Genomic DNA, 23,660 nt, shown 5'->3' on the forward strand with positions numbered 1-23,660 from the left:
TGTCCTAACGCAGAGGTGTTCTTCAGGGGGTGAAGCGGCGGCGCAACGCGCGGAGGGCCGTTCGGGCGGAGCGGGTGCGTAGCAAGAGTGCGGTGAGGGCGACGCAGGTGACGGCCACGGTGGTGAGCAGCCAGGGCTCATCGGTTTCCAGGACCTGAAGGAGGGCGAGGGCGATTCCGGCTGGGACGGTGATTAGGGTGAACACGACCACGGCACTGTTGACGTGCCGGTTCTCGTCGTCGCGGGTGAGCCGGTTGAAGTCGCCGATCTCGGTGAGAAGTTGCTCGAAGCGTTCGCGGAGTGCGTGCTGGCGCTGGTAGGCGCTCAGGAGGCGGTTCGGGATTCCGTGCGGGGTCATGTGCTGTGCCCACAGCCGATGCCGGAAGGAGCTGACCTCGCGTTCGAGCTTGGCCATCGTCGCGGCCAGCGAGGAGTCCAGCGCGCCGGCCATGCGCTCCTCCAGACGGGTGAGCTCCTGCTTCTGCAGCATGCCGAGCAGGACCGCGTCCAGATAGATCGAGCGCAGGTACAGCTCCGCGTAGCCGAAGAACGGGTCGTCCCGTCCCTGATCGGTGCGCAGACCGATGACGCCCATCCCGTCGCGTAGGACGACGGCGTGCCAGTCGCTGGAGAGCCGGATGATCTCGTTGTTCGCCGGTTCGAGGTTCTTGGGATCGGGGGGATAGTCGGCCAGGCTGGTCCGGGAGGCCAGAGCCCACAGCCACTGGAGGGCAGGCGCCCATCGCCAGTAGCGAGGCTGCCGGTACAGGCGTGGCAGGCCCTGCCTGGCCGGGGTGACGAAGGAGACGGTGAAGGGACGGCTGCCCGGTTCGATGACGGCCTGGTCGCCGACGAGTTCCTGCGGGTCGAAATCAGCGGGCGGGGCATCCCTACGGCCGGCCAGCGTACGCAGCAACGCGATGGGCGTTTCTCGTCGGGGCCGCAGATGGATCGCCACCAGCCCACGGGCCTCCGGCTCGCCGGTCACCCGGAGTGCTTCGACACCGGTGATCTCGGCGTCGCCGACGATGCGATGAGAGGGGGCATGCCAGCGTCTCGGATGCGTCGCGTCGCCGTACAGCACGCGGGCGGTCTTCGCACTGTAGTACTCGCCACGCGCCTCGGTAGTGGAGTGGACCTGGCCGTGCCGCAGGACCAGCGGCCCCGGCTCCCAGGTGGGCGCGGCGGGGAAACGGGCCTCGTAGACGACGACAACGACCTGCCGCGCCAGACGGGTCACCGGTAGTAGTCCTCGACGTCCGGCAGGTCCAGTCGGATGACGTAGCGCGCGCGTTCGGAGTCCTCCGGGTCCACCAGGAACCGCACCCGTTCGCCGGTCCTGATGGTACGGAATCCCTCGGTCACGATGTCGGCGTACATGAAGGAGTGGTGGGCCTCGGTGTCGGCGTCGCGGACGATGTAGGTGCCCTGACGCCCGCCGTCCCCACTGCCATGCGGCATGCGGTCGACGATGTAACCGAACCGCTGGTCGCTGCTCATCACAGCTCCTCGACGCATCGGAAACCGACGGCGTTGCTGCATCCCCGCCGCCGGGACAACCCCTTGAAGGAGGTCTGCAGCGCACGGTAGGGATTGTCATAGGAGCCGCCGCAGATGACCACCTCGTTCAGGTTCTCCAGTACGGTGCCGGTGATCTCCCAGACGTTCCCGGCCATCTCCCGGATCCCGAAGGGGGAGACGTTGCCGGGGTGCGCGTCGACCGGGCCGGGCATGGCCTGGCTCAGCCGACCGCGATCGAGCTCCTCCCGCCACGCCTCGTAGGTGATCAGCGGACGGCCGCTCCAGGAGTCCGCGCTGTTGACCACGTTCAGGTCGATGTCGTCGCCCCAGGGGAACAGGCGGCCGTCGGCTCCCCGCGCGGCGGCCTCCCACTCCAGGGAGGTGGGCAGGCGTTTGCCCTCGAAGCGGGCGAAGGCGTAGGCGCTCCAGTAGTTGACGCAGACCGCCGGGTGGTTCTCGTACACCGGGTCGGTGAAGTAAGCCTGGACCTTGAGCCGCTCCTGCCACGGTTCGTGGGAGAACTCCGGCGGCTTGTCAGGGTGATCCCACTGCTGGGAGCCATGCAAGCGAACCGCTTCCAGAAAGCGGTTGTAGCGGCCGACGGTGACGGGAAATCGATCGAAGCGGACCGGCCGCTCGATGCGCCGCAGCATCAGGTGGTGGCTCGGCCCGACCAGGTAGCTGCCTGCGGGGAGAACGAGGTCGTCGGTGGAGGCGAGGGCGGAACGCCGGTGGAGGAACTCGCGAACCTGCTCGGTCAGGCGCGGACTCGCGTCAAGGATGACTTCCCGGTTGGCGGGCTCGCGGAGAAACTCGGCGGCCAGCAGCTCCTGGTAGGCGCCGTGGACGAAAGCCACCGCGGACGGCCCCGCGAGCCGGAACAACGCCCGAAGCCGGAAGGCATCGTAGGTGAGTCGGCCACCGTCGAACAGCACAATGCCCAGGTCGTTGACCAGGTCGACGAAGGTGAAGAACGTACGGCCCTGCAGGAAGGCCGACCCGAAATACGCCGTGATCGACGGCAGGTCCGCCGGGTCCGTGACCCGGGTGATGTGCTGCCAGGTCAGCTCGGCCAGGTGAGGAAGACCTTGGGCCCCGTCGAGATCCAGGTCGTCGGCCAGGCGCAGTTCCAGGGGCGAGGCGGAGGCGGTGACATCATGCAGGCGCAGCGCCGAGAAACGCGGCACGAGCAGCGGGTTCACCCCTTGGGCGTGGAGCTGCTGGACCAGCTTCTCCGACACCAGAGCGGTGCCGTCCAGCAGCCGCCGCACCTGCGGGGAGTCCTCCAGGAAGGAGACGCGGGAGGTGGTGACGACCGCCGATTCGGCCGACAGGACCTGGGTGATCTCGGTGAACAGCTCCAGGAAACCGGCCTGGGTCGCCGACGGCACCGCCTCGTCGATGCCATCCAGCGCGCACAGCACCGAACCGGAGCGGGCGAAGTAGTGGAACACCTCAAAGACGTAGGTGCTCTCCACGGCCATGTACGGGGTCAGCACGCGCGTGACGAACGCGCGAAACTCCTCGCCCGGCCGTTTGAGGCTCATGTCGAAGTAGAAGCGGTACCGGCGCAGGCTCGCCGTGGCCGACCGGCCGACCAACTGCTTGAGCAGCGTCGTCTTGCCGCTGCCCGACCGGCCGACGATGAGCAGGTTCCCGCCCGAGGCCGCCACCTCGTCCAGCAGCTGATCGGCAGCGCCGACCTGGGAGACCCGCTGCTCGCCCGTACGCTCGTCGGTGGTGAGCAGATCACCGGCGACCGTCAGCCGCCCGGCGTCCAGCAGTTGAGGGTAGGTGCCGACGACATCGGCCAGATGCCGGTCCAGATCGACGAACGCGTCCATGAACCGGTCGTAGGTGAGAACCCGGTAGTCGCCGCCCAGCGGGCTCGGCGCCTGAGCGATCCCGTTCTCCTCCAGGATCAGGAACCGGGTGAGCTTCGGCAGCCGGGTCTGCAACAGCTCGCCGTCGGTGGCCGCCAGGACCTGGGCCACATCGTCGACGTTCCTGCTCAGCAGCAGTTCGACGTACTCGCTGCGCAGGCCCCGCTCGCGGAAGAAGAGCTGGTAGACGGTGTTGCGGGACAGCTCGAAACGCTTGACCGGCTGGAAACCGAGCGTCAGATACAGCCCCGCCAGAAACTCGGCCTTGGCCGCTACCTCGGGAGCGAGCTTGGGCACGTCCCCGCTCAGGATGCCGCTGCCGGTGCTGCTGAACCAGGCCAGCACGTCCAGCAGACGGCGCACCGCGGTGAGCCCGTCCTCCTCGGCGATCTCGTAGCCATCGTGGGCGGACCGGTTGCGCAGCCGCTGGATGTCGCGCAGGGAGTCGAGGACGCCGCTGCTGCGGATGTGAGGCTGCGCGCCCTTGATCAGCTCGCTCAGGGTCTTCCCTCCGGGGTCGCCGGGTACGTTGTGGTGCCGCCAGAGCTGTTTGAGGATCCGCTCGGTGATCTTTCCGACCAGGGCGATCGCATTCTCCGGATAGCCGTCGCCGAGCGACTTGATCGGCCGCTCGAAGTCCAGGCCGAGATGGCGGGCGACCCGGGAGTGGTCGTCCAGCTCGTTCCTGAGCTGGAACAGACGAGTGTCGAGCTCGATGCTCACGCTTTCACCCCGAGTACGAAGGCGAACCGGTCCGGGAACCGTACCTCGGGGCCGGGGTGCTCGCGGCGGATCTCGGAGATTCCCGCTTCCAGCTCGGCGTCATCAAAGCTGGACAGCAGCGACATGTACCGGTTGCGGACCATCTGGGTGTAGTGCTCGACGGTGAACGCGAGCGGGAACTCGTCGTAGCTCAGCTCGGTGGCCAGGCCACTGCGGCCCATTGCGGTGGCGATGCCGGCGGGATCGGGCTGTCTCTCCTCGAAGAGCCTCAGCGCCGCGCCGAACAGCGGGTAGTCGATGCTCGTCGGCAGCATGACCACGAGCATCCGCCCACCGGGCCGCAGCAGGCGAGCCAGACCGGTCAGGATCTCTGGAGGATCGGCGAGGTGGTGGAGCACCTCCTTGAGCAGGATGGCGTCGTAGCCATCGTGCGGCGGCGCGATCCGCCCTCCGGCGAGGTCTTCGGCTCCCGCGTGCAGCGGGATCAGCCGCTCGTCGGCGGGGAGTCGCTCCAGCATCGCGAGGGAGGGGTCGGCGCAGACCAACGTGCTCGCGTGCCCGGCCAGACCGCGGGAGTAGAGGCCGGTCCCGCACCCGAGATCCATCGCCAGATCACCGGGGCCGAGGCGCAGGCGGTCGAGGATGTCGCCGGTCATCCAGCGGATGAACTCCGGACTGTAGGCCCAGTTCTCGTCGTACCTGTCCGCCAGGCGGTCGTAGTGAGCCCGCGTGACATCGCTCCGCACGAGACATTCCCTCCAAGCCACGGCATCAGGGCAAGCCTCAGCATCCGACGAGCGACAACACCAGTCAAGGAAGGGGCGCTCAGGTAGGGGTTTCGGTCGGTGCCCCAGAGATCTCACCGCTTGCCATGAAGTCCGATTCCGCCGGAAATCGACAGGAATTCAAGCGACACCCGCGTATAGGCTCGTGTGGTGGCGCTTTCCGATCTTCGACGTGAGATGGTGCTCGATGCCATCGCCGAGTTCGACCGGTTGGGCCGTGACGCCTTTCTTGAGGAGTACGGCTACCGCAGGGCCATCGGCTACTTTCTCGTCTACGACGACAAGCGGTACGACTCCAAGGCGATCGCCGGAGTCGCCTACCGAGGAGTCAGCGGCAGCCCCCTGCACCCTGGCGAGTTCTCCGGCGGGAACGCCACCGTTGCCCGGGTGCTCGGCGACCTGGGCTTCGAGGTGACGAAACCGGGGCAGGCTGCCGAAGTGCCCTCCGTCGAAGACCTCCTGCAGAAGGTCGACTCGCTCAAGCCCGCCGTGTCTCCCACGACCGGCGCGCAGAAACGGCACCAGCCGTTAACACTGTTGTGGGCGATCGGCCGCGCGGCCCAGGGCGAGCCACGCCTCACACCGTGGGAGAGCACCCACCGCGAACTCGGGCAGCTCATCGAGGAGTTCGGCCTTGAGGAGGACCGGCCCAGCCCGGAGTTCCCCATGCTGTGGCTCTATCACCATGGCCTGTGGGACCTGCCCGGCCACACCGACGTGCCACGCGCCAGCGGCTCGCCCGCGCAGCGATGGATGAAGGAGCAGCGACCGAACAGCGGCCTGCGGCCATGGGCGCATGAGATCGTCACCGACCAGGAGGGCGTCCGTGCCCAGATCGTCGTGAGGCTGCTCAGCGCGTACTTCCACGGCGCTGACCACAACGCACTTCTCGCCAGGATCGGGTTGAATCCAGCTGTCATTCGCAGTGGGTCCTCCACGCCTGGCCGTAGCGAGTCCATTATGGAGCGCGTCATCCGCGACTCCCTGCTCGCCGAGCAGATCAAGCGCGCGCACGGCCACCACTGCCAGATCTGCGGCGACCGTCTTACTCTCCAGCAGGGCTTCTACGCCGAGGGAGCACACATTCGCCCGCTCGGAAAACCGCACAACGGTCCCGACGAGCCCGGCAACCTGCTCTGCCTCTGCCCCAACCACCATGTTCTGTTTGACCGGGGCGCGATCGCCATCCAGGCCGACCTCGCGGTGATGAACATGGCCTCGGGCGTCTCACTTGGCCCCCTGCGACTCGCCCCGAACCATGACATCAACCCGGAGCACCTGGCCTACCACCGGAAGGTCATCACCGAGCAGAGCTGAACCGGCAGCGAGCCTGAGAATCTGTAGGCCGGCCTCGGGTGAAGTGACCGATCTAGGATGTGGACCTCATTCGGCGCAGGTCAGCCGTTAATACCTGGCCGTGAGTGCTGGAGTTCGACGTCGTTTATCTGGGTCAGTAGATCCTGGACGTTTCTGGCTTCGATGGGTCCGGGGGCATTGGCAAGCCAGCGAGGGAAGGCCCAGTAGCGGCGGGCCCAGCGGCGCCAGAGGATGACCCAGCCGGGGTGGCGGGCTTCCAGGTCGCGAGCCAGGTCGGTGGCGTTGTCCGTGCTTGCCGCCTGGGGTCCGGTAGGTACGAGATCTGCTCCGCGACGGCGGCGGCCTTTGGGACTTGCCGGTGTGGCCACGGGAACCGTCACTTTCCGTGGTGGCTGGGGTGGGGGAGGCCGGCGTCCCGGACGAGGGTGGGATCAGGTCCGTGGACGCCGGCCTTTTGTACGGTCCACGCCTGGCACGGGGGAGTCGGCGTGGACCGGCTCCGGGGTGAGCGGGGATCGGGGGGATCCCGTCTGCCCGGAGGTCTGGGGGGTTAGGGCTGCTGGGGCTGGGTGGGGAGGTCGAACCAGACGCCGGTGCCGAGTTGGCCGGTGCCGCACAGCCGGGTCCATTGGGTGCCGCAGCGTCCGTGGGTGAGTTCGGTGACGATGCGCAGGCCCCGGCCGCCGAGTTCGAGGTCGTCGATGCGTTCGGGGATGTGCGGGGGGCGGTTCAACAGGTGGTCGATGAGGGTGGTTCCGGCTCCGGCGTCGACGACTTCGGCGCGGACGGGCAGGCCGTGGTCGTGCAGCAGGCGCAGTTCGTAGGGGCCGGGGGCGTAGCGGGTGGCGTTGGTGACCAGCTCGGAGACCACGATCTCCAGCTCGTCGAGCACGTCGGCGGCCAGGGGCAGCTTGGCCAGCTGGTCACGGAACAGCTCCCGGGCCCGCCGGGCCGCACTGGTGGGAGGCAGACACCAGGCGGTCATTCGGAAGTGACCATGAGATCTGCCGTGCCCGCCGGGGTCCGGGACGGGAACGTGCTCGGTGAGCATCGTCGCTCCTAACGGGTGGGAAATGGAGACGTTTCACCGGCGGACGGGAACCGGCTTCGGTAGGTCACCCATGGCGGGATGGGGCGCTTCTTATTGGTGCGTTCGCGGAGTGTCTTTTCTGCTCATCCGGTTGTAATGAAGTGATTGCAGAGAGTAGCGTGATGGTGGCGGGTTGAACCCGACGGCCTCAAGAAAACCCCGTCACTCACCTCACGAACAGACGATTCTCGTTGTCCAAGGTTGTCCAAGCCGATGGGAGGTCCAGTGCGGCCTGTGCAGGTGGATTAATCAGATTTACAGTCCAAGAAAGGAGGAGATGCGAATGTCCGGACGAGTGCCCCCGCAACCCGGCGGAGTTTTCGTTCATCCTTTGAGTTACGTCCGCGCCGAACGCGGATGGACCTACCAGGACCTGGTGACCATAATCGCCAGGCGAGTCGGCAATATGGCGCGAAGAAGAGAGAAGGCGTGGCGCTGGGAGCATTGGGGCACTATGCCCGATCGTGATACGCAACTCGCGCTGGCAGCCGAGCTCGGTGTCAGCGAGGAGCTGCTCATCACGCATCCCTGGCCAGAGTGGTTGCCGGTCGGCGACCCCATCGGCGTCGACTTCTCCTGGGACCAGGCGGGCAGCATGCTCGCTCTCAACCAAGCACTGGAGAAGGCGATGATGGACCGACGCGGCTTCATGCAACTGACCGGAATGAGCCTGACGGCGTTCGCGACCGACTGGCTCAACGTCGAACCGACCCAGCTCATGTCCGTGCTGCGCGGTGGCCGGATCACCGAAGAGTTCGTGGCCCAGATCGAGGCGGGCCTGCCCCGCCTGCGCCTGCTGGGAGACAACTACGGCGGCCAACGAGCCCGCAAGCTCCTCGACGCCGAGCTCGGCATGGTCGTCGAGGTGCTGGAGAAGTCCTCCTACACCCCGGCTATTGCCCAGCGCCTTCACGGACTGGCCGCAGAACTCGGACGCCTGGCCGGTTTCGCCTCCTTCGACGCGGGCCTGCATTCCGCGGCTCAGCGCTACTGGGTCGCAGCCGTCCACTCCGCGCACGCGGCCGGCGACCGCGCCACGGGCGCGAACATCCTCAAGTCGATGGCCCTGCAGTGCTACGACTTCGGTAAGTTTGCCGATTTCCTAGCCATCGCCCGAACCGCTTACGAGAGCGCCGGGGACGTCACACCGCGAACCGCCAGCATGCTGGCCGTACGTCTGGCCTCGGCTTACGCGACCGTGGGCGACACGACTGAATCCCATCGCCTCATAGGAATCGCCGACACCCAGTTCGGTCGCGGTACGCGCGACGACGACCCCTCATGGGTGGGGTGGTTCGACGAAGGAGCTTTCCACGACAATGTCGGCGCGTGTTATCTCCATCTGGGTAATCTGCGGCGTGCGGAGTCGTACTTGGACAAGGCACAGGAAGGTTTCTCCCCGAACAGACGCAGAGACTATGCCACCTACCTGATCAGGCGTGCCCATGTCCAGAACGACCTCGGCAACGCCGACCAGGCCGGTGACCTACTCCACCAGGCGGTTCCACTGATCGAGCAGGCCCCCTCCCAACGCAACATCGGCAAACTGCTCGCTGTTCGCGATCGCCTCCCCAACGACACCCGCCGAAGCGACCTCGACCAACGGCTGTCCACTCTGACAGTGTGACCGTTCCCGAACTCCGGCACGTCGCCGTCGTCACTGAAGCCAACTGCGGCCCAGGTCGGTCACAGGAGGTCGCGTACGTGCCGGATGAAAGTGTGCCACTCGCCTGGTCGCGTGCTCTTGTACCCGCTGTGCTTCAAGGTCAGCTCCAGGGTTTTTCTGAGCGGGCGAGGCGACTGCATGATGGCTTCGTTCCGCTCCGCGAGTCTGAACATCTCCTGCTCCGTGGGGAGCCGGTTGCTCTTCTGGCCGTTGCACCCCGCGTGCGTGGGAGCCAGGTTCCAGATCGCGTCCAGGTCGGGTGCCGTCCCCTTGCCGCCGGAGGGAAGGAGCCTCCTGAACGAGAGGGGAAACACGTGGTCGACGGCGATGCTGTCGATGCCCAGCGTGATGGGGTCCGTGCAGATCAGGCAGAGGCCGCGCTGGAAGCCGATGACCGCCTCCGTAACGCCGGCGACCGATCGGCGTCGCTGCCGGTCGGTGATCTGCAGGGTGGTCATGTCCACGACAACACCCTCACGGATCAGGCTCTGGCCGATCCCGATGGCGAAGGACGTCTCCACGATGCTCCAGCGGGCTGACAGTTCACCTCGCAGGCTCGTGGCCTGCTCCGACTGGGCGATGTCGCGGAGTTCCCTGCTCAGCCGGACGACCTGTTCGCGGGAGTGGCCGGTCACCTCGTAGAAGCGGTGCGGCACCTCCGCTCCTTCGCCGCGCAGGTTGTGGAACTTCCGCATCACCATCCTGGGCATGGAGTCGATAGCCGCCGCCAGTAGTTCTTCGGTGGGGCTTCCGAGCCTGAGTGACTCCGCGGCCTCTCGCTCGGCTACCGAGAGGAAATCCTTCTCTCCCCGTTCGCCCTTCTGGGATACCTGCGGTGCCTGGCCGAGATGCCGTACCAGCCCCATCGCGTACGGCACCGCCAGGTCTCGGAGCAGGATCTCCGAGCGGCCTTCGGCGGCGGCGTCCAGGAGCGCGGCGCCGAGGGCGAACTTGTAGGTGCGGGTGTTCGCCCCTACCAGTACGGCCATGCGCCACGAGGAGCGTGGGCTCTGTTCCCAATGAGAGAAATCCATAGGCCGTCACCCTGGGTGTGTATTTGCCGAAATACACACCATTTTCACTGCTCGTGCCGGGGAACGCGCACGACGGAGGAGCCCGGTAGTCTCTGGGTTTTCCGAAGGAAGCCGTACGTGCGCGAAGGAGTGCTCTGAGATGGGGAAACTCGTGCGGGACAGGATTCCGGAGATCATTCGGGAGCAGGGCAGGGAGCCGGTGGTGACCGTCCTCGGGGAGGCGGACTACCGCGAGGCTCTGCTGGAGAAGCTGTTCGAGGAGTCGACGGAGCTGCGCGAGGCCGCGGTGACCGAGGTGGCGGAGGAGATCGCCGACGTGCTCGAAGTGCTGCGGGCCATCGCCAAGGTCCACGGGCATGAGTGGATGGACATCGAGAAGGTCGCGGAGGCCAAACGAGCAGGGCGGGGGGCGTTCCTCGAACGGCTCTACCTCGACTGAGAGTGCCGCCGAGCCGGCCCTCTGGTCTCAGGAGAGACAGGCGAGGGTCAGGGCCGGGGGCGGTGGTTAGCCGTACTGGGGCTTTGGCAGGATCTGGCGGCGGCCGTCGTGTGCTTCCGGCAGTTCGGCCGACTGGGTGGCGAGCATCGTGGAGCCCCCAACGCCTGGTGCCGAGAGCCTCGTCGGAAAGTAACGTGGCCAGCGCACAGCGCCCGGCGGGTAACCTCCCCCCGACGTAGGCCCTCCGAGCCGAGTTCAAGCGGTGGTCATCAACTGGAGTGGCTAGAACAGCGGCAATGTCTGCTCAGCGTCGCCCAAGGGCACACCCGCCACGTTATGCAGCCCGGCAACAGTCAATGCATCCCCGTGGGGCAGTTCATGAATGAGCATGCCAAGAAGGAGCCCGGCGCCGACCGCGTCCCACAGGGCGCGGTGCGGTTGTCCGCCGGTCAGTTTGGTCACCTCGTCGCTGAGTTCGTAGTAAGCGAGGAGTGCGGTCAAGGATCGCCGCTGAGTGCCTCCGTGGATGAGGCGGGCGAGTTTGAGCGTGTCGACGAGGAAGGCCGGGTGGATGTCGGGGCAGCGCAGTGACAGCAGCCGCCAGTCCACGTTGACGTTGTGGCCGACGATGGTCGTCCCGTTCAGTCGGCCGGCCAGCTCCGGTTCAATGGCATCCAGTGGTGGGGCCAGGCCAAGCACGTCGTTGGTCAGGCCGGGCGAGGACCAGGGGCGGCGTTGGATGCGCCGCCCCGGGTTCACCATCGAGTTGTAGGCGCCTTGCATATTTGGGCGCCCATCGACCAGCGGGACGACTCCGACCTCCAAGATCGCCTCGTGCTCATGGTCCTGGCTGCCGCTGCCCTCAAGGTCGAAGGCGACCAGAGGCGCGGTGTTCCATGGCTGGTCGTGCATGGTGTGGCTCTCCTGCGTCAATCGTCTTCGTGACGGGCTGCGGCGGTGAGCCGGTCCCGCGCCTGGTTAAGTTGCGCCTGCTCCTCGGGGCTTAACTCGTAGCCTTGCAGAGCGCGGCCTCGCACCGCTGGACCTGAGCCTCACCGACGGGTGGCCACGGTTCTCGGTCGCTCCGGACGGCTGCGGCGGGCCATGAAGCGGAGAGCCAGGTACGTTTCACCCGGGTGGTGTCTCGCGTGTCCACCGGGGTGGCTCTCGCCTGGCGGCTTCGATCGCCGCGCGGGTGGGACGTCCGACCGACTCGGGGACCCGGTCGAGGGGGATGCCGAGTGCCTCAGCCCAGAGGTCGCGCCAGGAGAGCCGCCGGGCGGCTTTCCGCTCGGCGCGGTGACGGCGACGGTCGACCTCCGCCCGGGCCGCGGACTCGTCCCGCAGCCACGGCGGGGTTTTCCGGAGCAGCCCCGCGACGTGGTCGGCGGCCCAACGGCCGCTTGCCGGACGGAGCCGCCGGATCACGTCGGCGGGTATGCCGAACATCTCGGCCACAGACTCGTCGGACAGCCGGGAGGCCACTCGGGCGGCCTGGTCGACGGCGGCTCGCTCGGCTCGGTGCCGCTGGGAGACTTCTTCGGCGGCACGCCGTTCCTCCGTGTGGACGGCTCGTTGCAACTCCACCTCCGCCCGCGCCCGCAGTAGCCAGGGAGGAGATGAGGAGACTGCCTCGCGGAGGAGGGGAGCCAGTAGGTGGCCGCCGAACTGGGGCAGCTCGGCTGGGACCATCTCAATGGGCACACCCAGCTCCCGTTCCGCGTCCCGTGGCGAGACCAGGAGACGCATGAGCTCCACTGATCTCGGGGTGAGTTCGGCGAGCATCGCCTCCAGTTCGGTACGAGAGAGGCGGGCATCGCGCAGGATCTCGGTGAGCGGTGGGACACGGGGGGCCGCCATGCGCTGAAGGGGTCTGAGAGGCCCCGGCCAGACGCCGGCGGCGGCCATCAGCGCAGCGGTCCACAGGAGGACCCGCACGCAGTCCGCGTCGAGGGCGGGCTTGATCGTCTCTATCTCCGCGCGGGCCACGACGGCGCGTGCGAGGTTCAGCTTGCGGGTCTGAACGGCCTTCCTGGCGGCCTCGGAGCGGGAGACCGCCCGCGCAGCGGCGCGTAGCTCGGCGTCCGCGCGGACGTGGTCGGCCAGAGCGTCCACGTCAGCGGCACGGTAGTAGCGGACGGTGAGGGTCCGGCCGTACTTCCGGATCTCCTCGGTGGCCACGGGTGCCAGACCGGCGGCGGCGGTGATCCGTTTGAAGCGGTCGGCAGAGACGCCGAGCCTGGCCGACGCCTCGGTAATGGTGCAGCGGCGCTCCGCGGCGAGTAGTCGCCGGAAGTGCTCGATGTCGGCTTCGGCCGCCCTGACGGAGACGGGATCGAAGGTCCGGTCGGGAAGGCGCCGGAGCAGGCCGGTCGTGGCCGCGAGCTCGATCTCCCAGACGCTGAGCCCGAGCGACTGCCGGACCGCGTTCCTGCCCAGGCCCCGTGCCATGGCCCACCTCCCGTGTCGGACGCCAGTGTGCCGGGCCGCCACGACATTTCAGTGAGTCGTTGTCTCGCGGCGGAAAGTAACCGAGATGCCGTCGTGGGTGTCGCAGACGTCATCACCCAGTGGATCGCCGTTACCGGTGACGGCGGCTTCACACTGTGCGCTGCGCCGTAGGGCGCAGGTGCGCGGGGTGATGGCAGCCGGGTGCCCACAGCCGGTGGCGCATGGCCACTCGCTCGTCAGGGACCGGCCTGCACCTCCGACGTGGGGGAAAGCTGAGTCGGCCGCTGAAAAACCGGTCGCTGTGCGGGGTGGGCTGCTTCTACGCTCAACAACCATGACCTTCGAGTGGGCTCCGCTGGGCAAGGGCGACGTCGGGGCGTGGGCGGAGTTGCTGGTGGCGATCGATGCGGTCGATCAGGTCGGGGGGAGAGCCGACGCGGACGACCTCGCCGAGGATCTCGCCAACCCGTTGCTCGATCCCGTCGAGGGCACGCTGGGGGCGTGGGAGTCCGGCCGGCTGGTCGGGTACGGGGTGACCATGGCTCGGGCCGCGGCCGACCCGGTTCATCGGGTGAGCCTGTGGGGCGGGGTCCATCCGGAGTACCGGCGCCGGGGGCTGGGGGGTCACCTGCTGGAGTGGGCGATCGGCAACACCCCGGTGCTGCACGAGCGCCGTTTTCCCGGGCAGCCGCTGGAACTCCATGTCGAGGTGGACACCCGCAACGAGGGCCTGCGGGCGCTGGTCGCCGGGGCCGGGATGGAGCCGGCCCGGTGGTTCTACGGGATGACCCTCGACCTGGGCGCCGAGTTGCCGGAGGTCTCACCGCCGGAGGGGCTCCAGATCATCACCTATCGGGACGAGCTGGAGGATGCCGTCCGGGAGGTGCGCAACCGCTCGTTCGTCGACCACTGGGGGAGTGTCCGGCACACCGCGGAGTCCTGGCGGAACACCATCGTCGGGGTGAAGGTGTTCCGGCCGGAGGGGTCCTTCGTCGCGCTGGACGCGTCGGGGGAGAGCGTGGGCATTCTGCTCACCCACTGTTTCGAAGCCGACACCGAGGCGACCGGGGTCCGCGAGGCGTGGATCCAGATCATCGGTACCCTGCGCGAGTGGCGGGGGCGTGGGGTGGCGAGCGCGCTGCTCGCGCACGCGCTGGGCGAGTTCCGCGCGCAGGGGTACGACAAGGCCGGGCTGGGGGTGGACGCGGACAACCCGACCGGGGCCCTCGGCATCTACACCCGCGCCGGGTTCGAGATCGCGCACCGCACGGTCGACTACGGGCTCCCGCTGGTCCCGGCGGTGACGTGACAACCGGGGTCTCGGTGACGTGACAACCGGGGTCTCGGTGACGTGACAACCGGGGTCTCAGTGCTTGCGTTTCCTGCCGCGGCCACTGGGGCGGCCACGCGCGCCGGGTGCGGGGCTTGGCACGAGGCGGAGCCGGCCGCTCCGGGCCAGCATCGGCTCGTACACCAGCGCGCGCAGCTCCTCCAGGGCCGCTCGCGCGGGATGCCCCGAATCCAGCACCTCCGCGATGAGTTCGGTCGCGTCCCTGCCGGCCGACTCGCGGAGCTGCCCCATGACGGCCTCGGGGCCGCCCAGCTCCAGCAGGAGGATCAACCCCTCGGCGAGTAGCAGTGAGTGCTCGTCGGTGCTGAGATCCTCGGGGTGTAGCTTTCCCGCCTCCAGGAGGGCGGTCAGGACGACGGGCCCCAGCACCGGATCATGTCGGAGCCTCGCCTGCATCGACCGGCCGTCGGGGAGCGTCTCCACCAGGGTGGAGAGCATGGCGGAGGCGCGGGTACGGAAGGGGCAGGCGCGTATGGCGTCCAGAAGCGGCTCGACGTCACCTCCGTGCGCCGCCAGCCAGCCTTCAAGCTCGGCCGCCGCCGTCTCCTGGGTGTAGTGCTGGGCGAGCACCCCCAGCAGTTCGCCTGCCGTGGCGTCCGCCAGCTCCCCGAGCAGCGGGGCGTCCCGCCCGTCGGCGAGCAGCCGCTCCCGTACGGCTCGGGTGCCCAGGGGTGTCAGCCGCACCAGCGGGCCGGGCTCCGCCAGGCGTGGCAGGAGCCGGGCGCGTGCCTCGGGCGGCAACGGCAGATCGTCCTCGGTGAGTTCGGTGAGTTCGGTGAGTTCGGTGAGCTCGGCGAACTCGGCGAACTCGGCGAGAACGCCGGGACGCAGGTCGCTGGAGTACAGCTCGTCGGGCACGCCGTGGCTCGGCTCGACGGCACCGAGGCCGGCAAGGACGTCGAACACCGCGAGCAGATCCCTCTCGACCCCACGACGCCAGAGGTCCTGACGGAAGTCGTCCTCCTCGGAGTCGAGCAGGAAGTACTCCTGGCAGGCCAGCCATACGGTCTCCTGCAGCCGGGCCACGGGCATCGGGATCGGCATGCCGTACATCGTGTTCAGCACGTCGGGCAGCAGCAGGTCGAACGCCGTGACGAGCATCGAGGAGCCGGACCACCCGAAGATGGGCGTGCAGATCGCGGGGCCCAGCTCGAAGACCGCCTCGAACGCGCGCCGCCACAGCGCCTCCGGGTCACGCAGGACGGGGGCGGCCTTGGCCACCGAGACCAGGCGGCCCTTGCGCACTCGCACCAGGCCGGTCTTCTTCGCCCACGCCAGCAGGAGGCTCACCCGGGGCATCTCGGCGGAGCTGCGTACCCGCAGATCCTGCTCCCCGGTGCCCAGCAGCGCTGCCAGCTCGCGGGCGTCGGCCAGCCGCAGGTTTCCGGTCTTGGTGAGGGGCTGCCCGCCCGCCCCCACCCAGCCGGTCAGGGCGGCCAGCTGTCGTACGACCTCGCTCCGGGCGGCCTCGGCGGCGAGTTCGGCGGCGGACGGGAGGGCGACGGGATTCTGGGGGAAGGCCCGCTCGTCGTGGGGTCCGGCGCCGGTGAACTCGGCCTCGAGAAGTTTGTCGAGCACGTCGGCGTCGACCTGTATCCGGCCCGCGTTGACATCGCGCTGGAATCCGGCCAGGGCCCTTTCACTGTCGAGGACGATGCCGTTGTCGAGGGCGGTCTGCGCCCAGAACTTCCCGATGCCCTGCCGGGTCGGGTCGGCCAGCGCCGCCGGATATTCCGCCGAGGCCTCGGCCACGGCCGCCTCCAGCTCCGCCGGGGAGGCGCCCCGAGGGTCGCGCAGGCCGGACGCGGCGAGGTAGCGCAGGAGCGTCAGCAGGCTTTCCGGCGCGGTGGCGAGGACATCCCGCTCGGCCATCAGGTGCCGGGGAATCCATTCCAGCAGGAAACGCCGCACCTGTCGCGCGTTCCAGCAGGCCAGCCGCCCGTCGCGGCTGCGGTGCCGCGCGTCCAGGGCCGCCATCAGCATCGCCTCGTCGGCCCGCAGGCCGTGCTCATCCGCCCAGGCGAGGCAGCGGCGGACCAGCAGGTCCTTCGCCGACTCGAACTCCTCGGCCTCATCCGGATCGAAATGCGTCCGCACCATGAACCCCCGTACTCATGTTGCCGTGACCAGGTCGAGTCGCTCGTTCTCGACCGCTCTCGCTGTCCGTGTCATGTCCCGGACGTTCCTTTCCGCCGGGACGGTGTGTGCGGGTCGGTGGCCAGGCCGGCCAGGAGGTCGTTGAGGACACGTTCCCTTCGGCACGCACGGACCTATCGTGCCATCACCGCTGACAGCGCGGGATCCAACGGAGCCGGTACGGGCGGCCGGTAGGGGAACCGCTGAGGCAGTCGTCCCGTTTTCTCCAGCGCTTCCGTCGTCTCCCGGAAGTGAGGAGTTCGGCCGCACTGTCCACGGGCGATCTGCTGAACGTCCCCACGCTCGTGATGGGGAGGATGTCAAGACTTCGCGTACAGGGCCTGCCAGTAGTGGCTCCACGGGGTTCCCCAGCCGTCCGCGACGAGTCGCCAGTCGTCGCCGGGCCGGTAGACCTCGACGAAACGCTTGGACTGGGCCTGGACCGCCTCGCTGTCGTGGATGTCGATGATCTCGCGGAGCAGACCGGATTCGAGGGCCTGCCGGACCACGGCCTGCCCCTCGTAGTGTCCGTCCAGGTCCGGGTCCAGGTACTTGCCGACCGGGTTCTTCGTGTAGAAGTGCGTGGTGATGTCGTCGATGAGGGACAGGTAGTTCCGGACCGTGTTCGCGGGCATCTCGGCGAACGAGTCGATGTTGACGCACAGGTCGAAGGGCTCACCGCCGGAGAGGGTGTCCACCTCGTCGATCCCCAGGAACCTGATCTTCTCGAACTGCTCGCCGCTCAGGACGGTGCGCAGATACTCACGGGAGAGCCTCAGGCAGTTCTCCAGGTCGATGATGAGGTATTCCGCGACATCGTGGTTCGACAGGATGGTGTGGCAGGACCGGCCGTATCCGGTGCCGATCTCCAGGATCCGGGCGCCGTCCATTTTCACGGATCGTGCCATGAAATCGAGCTCAAGAACCGCCTGCAGATAGTCCAGGCAGATCGACTCGCCCTTCAGGGTGACCGCGATGGGCTCTCCCACCTGGCGGTTCCGGATCCGGAGCAGGCACTCCCAGTTTTCCGGCGACAGCTGGCGGCCAAGGTTGTGGATGAGCGTCTTCAGATATCTCTGCCCGTTGACCTCTGGGTTCCAGAGTGCGATTTTGTAGTTTATCTGGCTGGATTTGAAACGGCTCAGATCGGGGGCGTCGCCCAGTGTGAGATTAGTCTTGTTGATATGTGCCCACTGGGGGCTCTGGCCATATTTATGGCTCATTTTCTGCTCTTTCTCAGGGGGGCGACTCACGCTACGCGGGGCGTCACCCCACGTTCGCACGAGTATCGCGCACCGAGCGTGGTCGCGCCTAGATCGCTTCCCGGCTCACTCGGGGACGGGAACCCCGGCGTTCCGGGGCTCTCTGGAGCGGGCGGCGGCGTTCGCCGATCCCGGTGTCGACGCCGATCGCGGTGCCGGTGTCGATCGCGGTGCCGGTGTTGATTGCGGCCCCGGTGCCGACCGTGGTCCCGACATTGATCGCGGTTCCGGCGCCGATCGCGGTTCCGGCGCCGATCGCGGGTGCGATCCTGACAGGGGGTTGCCGGTGGCGCGGCTGAACGCCCAGGTCGGTACGGGGGTGTTACCTGTACGACGGCGGGATGTACTCACAGTTCCACGAGTTGTTGTCAATAAATTTATCCGATTGTGACATATCAACTATAAGATCACGTTTCATGATCACGAACCTCCCTGTGTCGGGCGGACCATCGGCTTGGCCGTGACGTGGGAATCCGGTCGTCGAGGTGCCGACCGGGTGGTTACGCACGGTTGCCCGCTGACACGGTGGGGCTCGGTGAGCTAGGAATGGTGTCGCTGAACAAGACGCTCGCTGACCGGTTCGGAACGTGAAGGAATTCGGGATTGTCGATGCTTTTGCCGTTGGGTCGCCGAGTTTTCCGTGGTGCCGGACCCGATGAAACCGCCAGTTCTCCACGAATAGCAGGCCGCCCGCTCCGTTCTCCCACCACAGCCCCGTCGAGAACGACCCCCGTCTGAAGATTCCACGAAGTGGGGGAGTGGTTCACATCAAATGGACGCGCATCACTCTGCCGCTGTGCAAGACCCGGGTCGCCAGACTAAACGAGGATGTAGTAAATGCTGGCATCGCAGCATCGCAGCGTACTTGATGTCTTGAAGGGGTTGCTCGCCGAGAGCAGCGCGGGAAACGGCCGGTTGGTGTTGGTCAGCGGGGGGCTGGCGAGCGGGAAGACCGAGTTGCTGCACGAGTTCTCGCGGGTCGCGGCCGATTCCGGCGCGTTGCTGCTCAGCGCCACCGGGTCCGTGGGGGAGAACACCCTCCAGGCGGGCATGATCGACCAGTTGTTCCACGGCGCGGGGCTGCCGCCGGAGGTCTCGGACCAGGTGTCACGGCTGATCCGGCGGCACACCGTGACGACCGACGCCACCCGGCAGGCGGAGGCCGAGGTCGTCCGCGAGATCGGCGATGTCCTGCTGGAGCTGTCCAGGGAGCGCCCGGTGGTCATCGGCGTCGACGCCGTCCATCTCGTGGACGGCCTCTCGCTCCGGCTGCTCCTCTATCTGTGCCGCAGGATAAGCTCCGCCCGCATTCTGCTGATCATGAACGAGTGGGATCTGCCGCAGTCCACGATCCCGTCCTTCTACGCCGAGGTCACCCGGGGGTTCCATCGCCGGATCTGGCTGACCCCGCTCTCGGCCTGCGACATCGCCGAGGTGCTGCCCGCACCGATGGATCCGGCTCTCGCCACCGCACTCCACCGGCTGAGCGGTGGGAACCCGATGCTGGTCAACGCCCTGATCGATGATCACCACGCCGATCCGGGCGGCAGGACCGCCGCCGACGGTACGGCGCGGCCGGCGGTCGGGGTGGCGTACGCCCAGGCAGTGATGGCGTGTCTGCACCGGTGGGAGCCGGAACTGCTCGGGGTGGCCCGGGCACTGGCGGTCCTGGGGGAGCCGAGCTCCGCCGGGCTGACCGGCGGCCTGGCGAAGATCAACCCGAAGGCCGCCGAGCGGGCGGTGGAGGCCATGACCGAGGCGGGCCTGCTGGCCGGCGGCTGGTTCCGGCACCCGGTGGCCGCCGCGGCGGTGCTGGACGGCATCGGTGCCGAGGAGCGTTCGTGCCTGCACGTTCGCGCGGCCGGGCTGCTGTACCGGCGAGGGATGTCCACCACGAAGATCGCGGCGCATTTCGTCGCCGCGGACAGGGCGCCGGAGGACTGGGCGACCGGGGTGCTGCGGGACGCGGCCGAGCAGGCGCTGGCCGGCAACGAGGTGGCCGTGGCCGTGCAGTGCCTGGAGCTGGCCCTGCGCTCGGTCCGCGACGAGGGCGAGCGTCTGGCGATAACGAAGGTGCTGGTCCGGGCGCTGTGGCGGGTCAACCCCTCGGCGGCCGCGCTGCATCTGCCGCTGCTGCGGGAGGCCCTGCAGCAGGGCTGCCTGTTCGGCCAGGACGCGGCGGCCGTGGTGCGGCACTCGCTGTGGAACGGCGACGTGCAGACGGCGTCGAGGGCGATGGAGGCGCTGACCGCGACCCCCGATCTGCTGAACGTCCAGACCGCCGCCGAGCTCCACCTCACCTACCAGTGGTTCTACGGGACGTCGCGGGGTCCGCACGGGAGGTTCGACACCGCCTCCGCCTGGGGCGACGAGGCCCGGAGGATGACCACGATCTGGACGCACGGCGACAACGAGGCGGCGCTGGTGAGCGCCGAGAACATCCTGCAGAGCTGCCGGCTCGGCGAGACCACCCTGGAGGTGGTGGCCATCGCCATGCTGACCCTGATGTACGGGGGCAGGATGGAGCGGGCCATCCACTGGTGTGACGAGCTGATCGACGAGGCGGTCCGCAGCGGCACACTCACCTGGCAGGCCGTGCTCGGCGCCGTCCGGGCCGATATCGCGCTGCGGCAGGGGGAGGTGGTGGTCGCCGCGGCCAGGGCGCAGGCCGCCCTGGAGCTGATGCAGGTGCAGAGCTGGGGCATCCTGATCGGCTACCCGAGGACGACGCTGCTGCTGGCCAACACGGCGATGGGGCGGTACCAGGAGGGAGCCGAACTGCTGCAGCAGCGGGTGCCCGACGAGATGTTCGCGACCCTGATCGGCCTGCTCTACCTGCACGCGCGCGGTCACTACTATCTGGCCACCGATCGGGTGCTCGCCGCGATCAGCGACTTCCAGACCTGCGGCAGGCTCATGCAGGACTGGGAGCTCGACCGGCCGATGCTGGTCCCCTGGCGCAGCGATCTGGCCGAGGCGAATCTCCGGCTCAGCCGCTGGGGGGTGGCCCGCGACCTGGTGGGGGAGCAGATCGACCGGCTGAAACCCATCGACCTGCGGACCCGGGGCATCTCCCTGCTGATCCTGGCCGCCGCCAGCGGGCTCGCGCAGCGCCCCGCGCTGCTGCGCGAGGCGGTGGACTGCCTGCGGACGGCGGGCGACCGGCTGCTGCTGTCCCGGGCGCTGACCGATCTGGGCGCGGCCCTCCAGCAACTCGGTGAGAGCGACGAGGCCCAGCCGCTGAACTGCCGGGCGATGCGGGAGGCCGCGATCTGCTACTCCGGCGTGCTGCCCCTGCGGCTCAGCCGGAGCTGGAGCACCGGCCCCGTCCTGCCGGACCCAGGGGAGACCGCCGAGGAGAGCAACCCGCTGGCGCTCAGCGACTCGGAGTGCAGGGTGGCGGAGCTGGCCGCGCTCGGGCACACCAACCGGGAGATAAGCCGGACGCTGCACATCACGGTGAGCACCGTCGAACAGCATCTGACCCGCGTCTACCGGAAACTGGGCGTGAAGAGCCGGGCCGATCTGCCTCCGGAACTCGCGCCCCCCGACCGGCGGGCGTCCGCCGGACCGCCCGAGGCGGGATCGAGAGCCAAGTCGGGCATGCGCGGAATCGCAAAGTGAACAGTCCGCCCAATCCCAGGAGTCATCTATGCCAGTCACGTCGTCGTGCCGGATCTGCTCGGGCACGGTTCGCGAGTTCCTCGATTTCGGAAGGCAGCCTCTCTCCGACGCGTTCGTGACGCCGGAGGACTTCGACCGGGAGTTCTTCTTCACCCTCGCCGTGGGGATCTGTGAATCGTGCACGATGGTGCAGCTCATGGAGGAGGTGCCGCGTGACCGCATGTTCCACGAGAGCTATCCGTACCTCTCCTCGGGCTCGGCCGTCATGCGCGAGCACTTCCAGGCCGTCGCCAAGCGTTTCCTGGCCACCGAGTTCACCGGCCCCGACCCGTTCATCGTCGAGCTCGGCTCGAACGACGGCACCATGCTCCAGGTGATCGCCGAGTCGGGCGTCCGCCACCTGGGGGTGGAGCCGTCCGGCGGGGTGGCGGATCTGGCCGCGGCCAAGGGCGTCCAGGTGCGCAAGGACTTCTTCGAGGAGGAGACCGCCGCCGACATCCTCGCCGACGAGGGACCGGCCGACGTCATCTACGCCGCCAACACCCTGTGCCACATCCCGTACATGGAGTCGATCCTCCGCGGGGTCGACACGCTGCTGGCGCACGCAGGGATCTTCGTGTTCGAGGACCCGTACTTCGCCGACATCCTGGAGCGCACGTCGTTCGACCAGATCTACGACGAGCACTTCTTCTTCTTCACGGTCCGCTCGGTCCAGGAGATGGCGCGGAGATTCGGATTCGAGCTCGTCGACGCGGAGAGGCTCTCCGTGCACGGCGGCGAGGTCCGCTACACCCTGGCGCGTCCGGGGGCGAGACCGGTGAGTCAGGCGGTGACCGACCTGCTGGCCGAGGAGAGCGCGGCCGGGGTCACCGATCCGGCGACGCTGGAGGGCTTCGCCTCCCGGGTCGGGCTCATCCGCGAGCGGTTGCCGGCGCTGCTGGGCGAGCTGCGCGAGCGGGGCGAGCGGGTCGTCGGATACGGTGCCACCGCCAAGAGCGCGACGGTGACGAACTACTGTGGCATCGGCCCCGAGCTGGTCCCCTTCGTCTGTGACACGACCGCGGGCAAGCAGGGCAGGCTCACACCGGGGGCGCACATCCCGGTACGGAGCCCCGAGGCGTTCTGTGACCCCTACCCGGCGTACGCGCTGCTCTTTGCCTGGAACCACGCGCAGGAGATCATGGAGAAGGAGAAGGAGTTCCGCGAGGCGGGCGGCAAGTGGATCCTCTACGTCCCCGAGGTGCGCGTTGTCTGACCGGCCGCTGGTCGTGGTCCTGGGCGCCTCGGGTTTCGTGGGCTCCGCCCTGGTGGCGGAGCTGGTCCGGCGGGACGTCCGGCTGAGGCTGGTGGCGCGGAGGCCCGCCGTGGTCCCCCCGGGCCACGCGGCTGAGGCCGAGGTCGAGGTTCGTACCGCGGATCTCACCGTCGCGGGTCAGGTCGCCGAGGCGATCGCCGGTGCGGACGCGGTGATCAACCTGCTGCTCTACACCGGCGGCGGCGGGACCTGGCGGGCGGCGGAGGACGAGTCGCCGGGGGAGCGGGTGAACGTCGGCGTGGTACGCGACATCGTCACGGCCATCCGGGCGGAACGCCGGGACGGCCCACCCCCCGTGGTCCTCTTCCCCGGATCGACCTCCCAGGTCGGCCCGCGGGCGGAGGCCAGGATCGACGGCACCGAACCGGACGCCCCGGTGACCGCCTACGACCGGCAGAAGCTGGCCGCCGAGCGGGAGCTGAAGGCCGCCACAAAGGAGGGCCTGCTGCGCGGGGTCACGCTCCGGCTCGGCACGGTGTTCGGCGGCCGGGTCTCCCCGACCGCCACCGACCGGGGGGTGGTGACCACCATGGCGCGCCGCGCGCTGGCGGGTGAGCCGCTGACCGTGTGGAACGACGGAACGGCCGAGCGCGACCTGCTCTACGTCGAGGACGTGGCCGGCGCCTTCCTGGCCGCGCTCGACCACGCCGACTCCCTCGCGGGCCGGCACTGGCTCATCGGTACCGGCGGCGGTCGCAGCGTGCGCGACATCTTCACGACCATCGCGGAGACCGTGGCCGCCCGAACCGGGGCGCCCGCGGTCCCGGTCGTCTCGGTGCCGGCGCCGCCGGACGCCACCGGTATGGACTTCCACAGCGTCGTCGCCGACCCGGTCGCCTTCCACACGGTCACCGGATGGCAGGCCCGGGTGCCGTTCCGCGAGGCGCTGGAGCGCACCGTCTCCTCGCTGACCTGTGAGGACGGGGTGCCGGACGGTCCGCCGCCCTGACGAGGTTCTCGGCGACCCCTATCTTGCGCGCGGGCGACCCCTACCTGGTTGACCCCGCACCGGCGGTCCGAGCATGCTGGACCGCACTCCGTGACCGTCCGTCATCCTCGACCG

18 protein-coding genes are annotated in these 23,660 nt (G+C 68.4%); 8 read left to right on the forward strand and 10 right to left on the reverse strand.

The window, feature by feature from the left end:
* Positions 1 to 22 precede the first annotated feature (22 nt).
* From OG884_RS27885 to OG884_RS27900, 4 genes are read right to left on the reverse strand one after another with little or no spacing between them, the layout of a single operon-like run.
* A complete protein-coding gene (locus OG884_RS27885) occupies positions 23 to 1,240 on the reverse strand; it encodes a hypothetical protein (RefSeq protein WP_326637721.1) in 1,218 nt (405 codons plus the stop codon).
* The gene (locus OG884_RS27890; protein WP_326637723.1) at positions 1,237 to 1,500 is read right to left on the reverse strand and encodes a hypothetical protein; all 264 of its coding nucleotides are present in this window, start codon (positions 1,498 to 1,500) and stop codon (positions 1,237 to 1,239) included. The genes OG884_RS27885 and OG884_RS27890 overlap by 4 nt, the downstream gene beginning before the upstream one ends.
* On the reverse strand, positions 1,500 to 4,127 hold the full coding sequence (locus OG884_RS27895; protein WP_326637725.1) for an SUMF1/EgtB/PvdO family nonheme iron enzyme: 2,628 nt from the start codon (positions 4,125 to 4,127) through the stop codon (positions 1,500 to 1,502). Before OG884_RS27895 ends, OG884_RS27890 begins: the two co-directional genes overlap by 1 nt.
* Positions 4,124 to 4,873 (reverse strand): class I SAM-dependent DNA methyltransferase, encoded by a 750-nt coding sequence (locus OG884_RS27900; protein WP_326637727.1) that lies wholly within the window; start codon positions 4,871 to 4,873, stop codon positions 4,124 to 4,126. The genes OG884_RS27895 and OG884_RS27900 overlap by 4 nt, the downstream gene beginning before the upstream one ends.
* A gap of 189 nt (positions 4,874 to 5,062) precedes the next feature.
* On the opposite strand from OG884_RS27900, the gene OG884_RS27905 reads away from it, so the two are divergent.
* Complete coding sequence (locus OG884_RS27905; protein ID WP_326637729.1) at positions 5,063 to 6,229, forward strand: HNH endonuclease; 1,167 nt, start codon at positions 5,063 to 5,065, stop codon at positions 6,227 to 6,229.
* Positions 6,230 to 6,779: 550 nt separating this feature from the next.
* Here the strand turns inward: OG884_RS27905 and OG884_RS27910 are convergent.
* Positions 6,780 to 7,280, reverse strand: coding sequence for an ATP-binding protein (locus tag OG884_RS27910; protein ID WP_326637731.1), 501 nt, complete (start codon positions 7,278 to 7,280; stop codon positions 6,780 to 6,782).
* A gap of 493 nt (positions 7,281 to 7,773) precedes the next feature.
* Here OG884_RS27910 and OG884_RS27915 point away from each other — a divergent pair, with 493 nt between their 5' ends.
* Positions 7,774 to 8,946 carry a hypothetical protein gene (locus OG884_RS27915; protein ID WP_326637732.1) on the forward strand — a complete coding sequence of 391 codons (1,173 nt, stop codon included), beginning with the start codon at positions 7,774 to 7,776 and terminating at the stop codon, positions 8,944 to 8,946.
* 59 nt (positions 8,947 to 9,005) lie between these two features.
* On the opposite strand, the gene OG884_RS27920 is transcribed toward OG884_RS27915, so the two are convergent.
* Positions 9,006 to 10,019: a hypothetical protein gene (locus OG884_RS27920; RefSeq protein WP_326637734.1), complete on the reverse strand. Its 1,014-nt coding sequence runs from the start codon at positions 10,017 to 10,019 to the stop codon at positions 9,006 to 9,008.
* Between the two features lie 139 nt (positions 10,020 to 10,158).
* On the opposite strand from OG884_RS27920, the gene OG884_RS27925 reads away from it, so the two are divergent.
* Positions 10,159 to 10,458: a nucleoside triphosphate pyrophosphohydrolase gene (locus OG884_RS27925; RefSeq protein WP_326637736.1), complete on the forward strand. Its 300-nt coding sequence runs from the start codon at positions 10,159 to 10,161 to the stop codon at positions 10,456 to 10,458.
* A gap of 282 nt (positions 10,459 to 10,740) precedes the next feature.
* Here the strand turns inward: OG884_RS27925 and OG884_RS27930 are convergent, their stop codons facing one another.
* Positions 10,741 to 11,370 (reverse strand): 3'-5' exonuclease, encoded by a 630-nt coding sequence (locus OG884_RS27930; protein WP_326637738.1) that lies wholly within the window; start codon positions 11,368 to 11,370, stop codon positions 10,741 to 10,743.
* Between the two features lie 216 nt (positions 11,371 to 11,586).
* Positions 11,587 to 12,909: a hypothetical protein gene (locus tag OG884_RS27935; protein WP_326637740.1), complete on the reverse strand. Its 1,323-nt coding sequence runs from the start codon at positions 12,907 to 12,909 to the stop codon at positions 11,587 to 11,589.
* Between the two features lie 334 nt (positions 12,910 to 13,243).
* Here OG884_RS27935 and OG884_RS27940 point away from each other — a divergent pair, with 334 nt between their 5' ends.
* Positions 13,244 to 14,218: a GNAT family N-acetyltransferase gene (locus OG884_RS27940; RefSeq protein ID WP_326637741.1), complete on the forward strand. Its 975-nt coding sequence runs from the start codon at positions 13,244 to 13,246 to the stop codon at positions 14,216 to 14,218.
* Positions 14,219 to 14,275: 57 nt separating this feature from the next.
* Here OG884_RS27940 and OG884_RS27945 read toward each other — a convergent pair whose 3' ends face one another.
* Together OG884_RS27945 and OG884_RS27950 are read right to left on the reverse strand one after the other, a co-directional pair.
* Positions 14,276 to 16,360 carry a hypothetical protein gene (locus tag OG884_RS27945; RefSeq protein ID WP_326637742.1) on the reverse strand — a complete coding sequence of 695 codons (2,085 nt, stop codon included), beginning with the start codon at positions 16,358 to 16,360 and terminating at the stop codon, positions 14,276 to 14,278.
* Between the two features lie 356 nt (positions 16,361 to 16,716).
* Positions 16,717 to 17,619 carry a putative sugar O-methyltransferase gene (locus OG884_RS27950; RefSeq protein ID WP_326637744.1) on the reverse strand — a complete coding sequence of 301 codons (903 nt, stop codon included), beginning with the start codon at positions 17,617 to 17,619 and terminating at the stop codon, positions 16,717 to 16,719.
* A 173-nt stretch (positions 17,620 to 17,792) separates the two neighbouring features.
* Between OG884_RS27950 and OG884_RS27955 the strand changes: the two genes are divergently transcribed.
* From OG884_RS27955 to OG884_RS27970, 4 genes are all read left to right on the forward strand, one after another.
* Positions 17,793 to 17,957 (forward strand): hypothetical protein, encoded by a 165-nt coding sequence (locus OG884_RS27955; protein WP_326637746.1) that lies wholly within the window; start codon positions 17,793 to 17,795, stop codon positions 17,955 to 17,957.
* Positions 17,958 to 18,495: 538 nt separating this feature from the next.
* The gene (locus OG884_RS27960) at positions 18,496 to 21,282 is read left to right on the forward strand and encodes a LuxR C-terminal-related transcriptional regulator (protein WP_326637748.1); all 2,787 of its coding nucleotides are present in this window, start codon (positions 18,496 to 18,498) and stop codon (positions 21,280 to 21,282) included.
* 28 nt (positions 21,283 to 21,310) lie between these two features.
* Entirely contained in the window at positions 21,311 to 22,537 is a 1,227-nt protein-coding gene (locus OG884_RS27965) for a class I SAM-dependent methyltransferase (protein ID WP_326637750.1), read from the forward strand.
* On the forward strand, positions 22,530 to 23,546 hold the full coding sequence (locus tag OG884_RS27970) for an NAD-dependent epimerase/dehydratase family protein (protein ID WP_326637751.1): 1,017 nt from the start codon (positions 22,530 to 22,532) through the stop codon (positions 23,544 to 23,546). Before OG884_RS27965 ends, OG884_RS27970 begins: the two co-directional genes overlap by 8 nt.
* Positions 23,547 to 23,660: the final 114 nt, after the last annotated feature.

Origin of the sequence: Streptosporangium sp. NBC_01755 (genome assembly GCF_035917995.1) — a bacterium.
In the GTDB taxonomy this organism is placed as follows: domain Bacteria; phylum Actinomycetota; class Actinomycetes; order Streptosporangiales; family Streptosporangiaceae; genus Streptosporangium.

Bases quoted from the DNA above. Each gene is read 5' to 3' on its own strand.
- OG884_RS27935 (WP_326637740.1), bottom strand. From the start codon at position 12,909: ATGGCACGGGGCCTGGGCAGGAACGCGGTCCGGCAGTCGCTCGGGCTC.
- OG884_RS27945 (WP_326637742.1), bottom strand. From the start codon at position 16,360: ATGGTGCGGACGCATTTCGATCCGGATGAGGCCGAGGAGTTCGAGTCG.
- OG884_RS27950 (WP_326637744.1), bottom strand. From the start codon at position 17,619: ATGAGCCATAAATATGGCCAGAGCCCCCAGTGGGCACATATCAACAAG.
- OG884_RS27925 (WP_326637736.1), top strand. From the start codon at position 10,159: ATGGGGAAACTCGTGCGGGACAGGATTCCGGAGATCATTCGGGAGCAG.
- OG884_RS27890 (WP_326637723.1), bottom strand. From the start codon at position 1,500: ATGAGCAGCGACCAGCGGTTCGGTTACATCGTCGACCGCATGCCGCAT.
- OG884_RS27910 (WP_326637731.1), bottom strand. From the start codon at position 7,280: ATGCTCACCGAGCACGTTCCCGTCCCGGACCCCGGCGGGCACGGCAGA.
- OG884_RS27960 (WP_326637748.1), top strand. From the start codon at position 18,496: ATGCTGGCATCGCAGCATCGCAGCGTACTTGATGTCTTGAAGGGGTTG.
- OG884_RS27930 (WP_326637738.1), bottom strand. From the start codon at position 11,370: ATGCACGACCAGCCATGGAACACCGCGCCTCTGGTCGCCTTCGACCTT.
- OG884_RS27915 (WP_326637732.1), top strand. From the start codon at position 7,774: ATGCCCGATCGTGATACGCAACTCGCGCTGGCAGCCGAGCTCGGTGTC.
- OG884_RS27920 (WP_326637734.1), bottom strand. From the start codon at position 10,019: ATGGATTTCTCTCATTGGGAACAGAGCCCACGCTCCTCGTGGCGCATG.
- OG884_RS27965 (WP_326637750.1), top strand. From the start codon at position 21,311: ATGCCAGTCACGTCGTCGTGCCGGATCTGCTCGGGCACGGTTCGCGAG.
- OG884_RS27940 (WP_326637741.1), top strand. From the start codon at position 13,244: ATGACCTTCGAGTGGGCTCCGCTGGGCAAGGGCGACGTCGGGGCGTGG.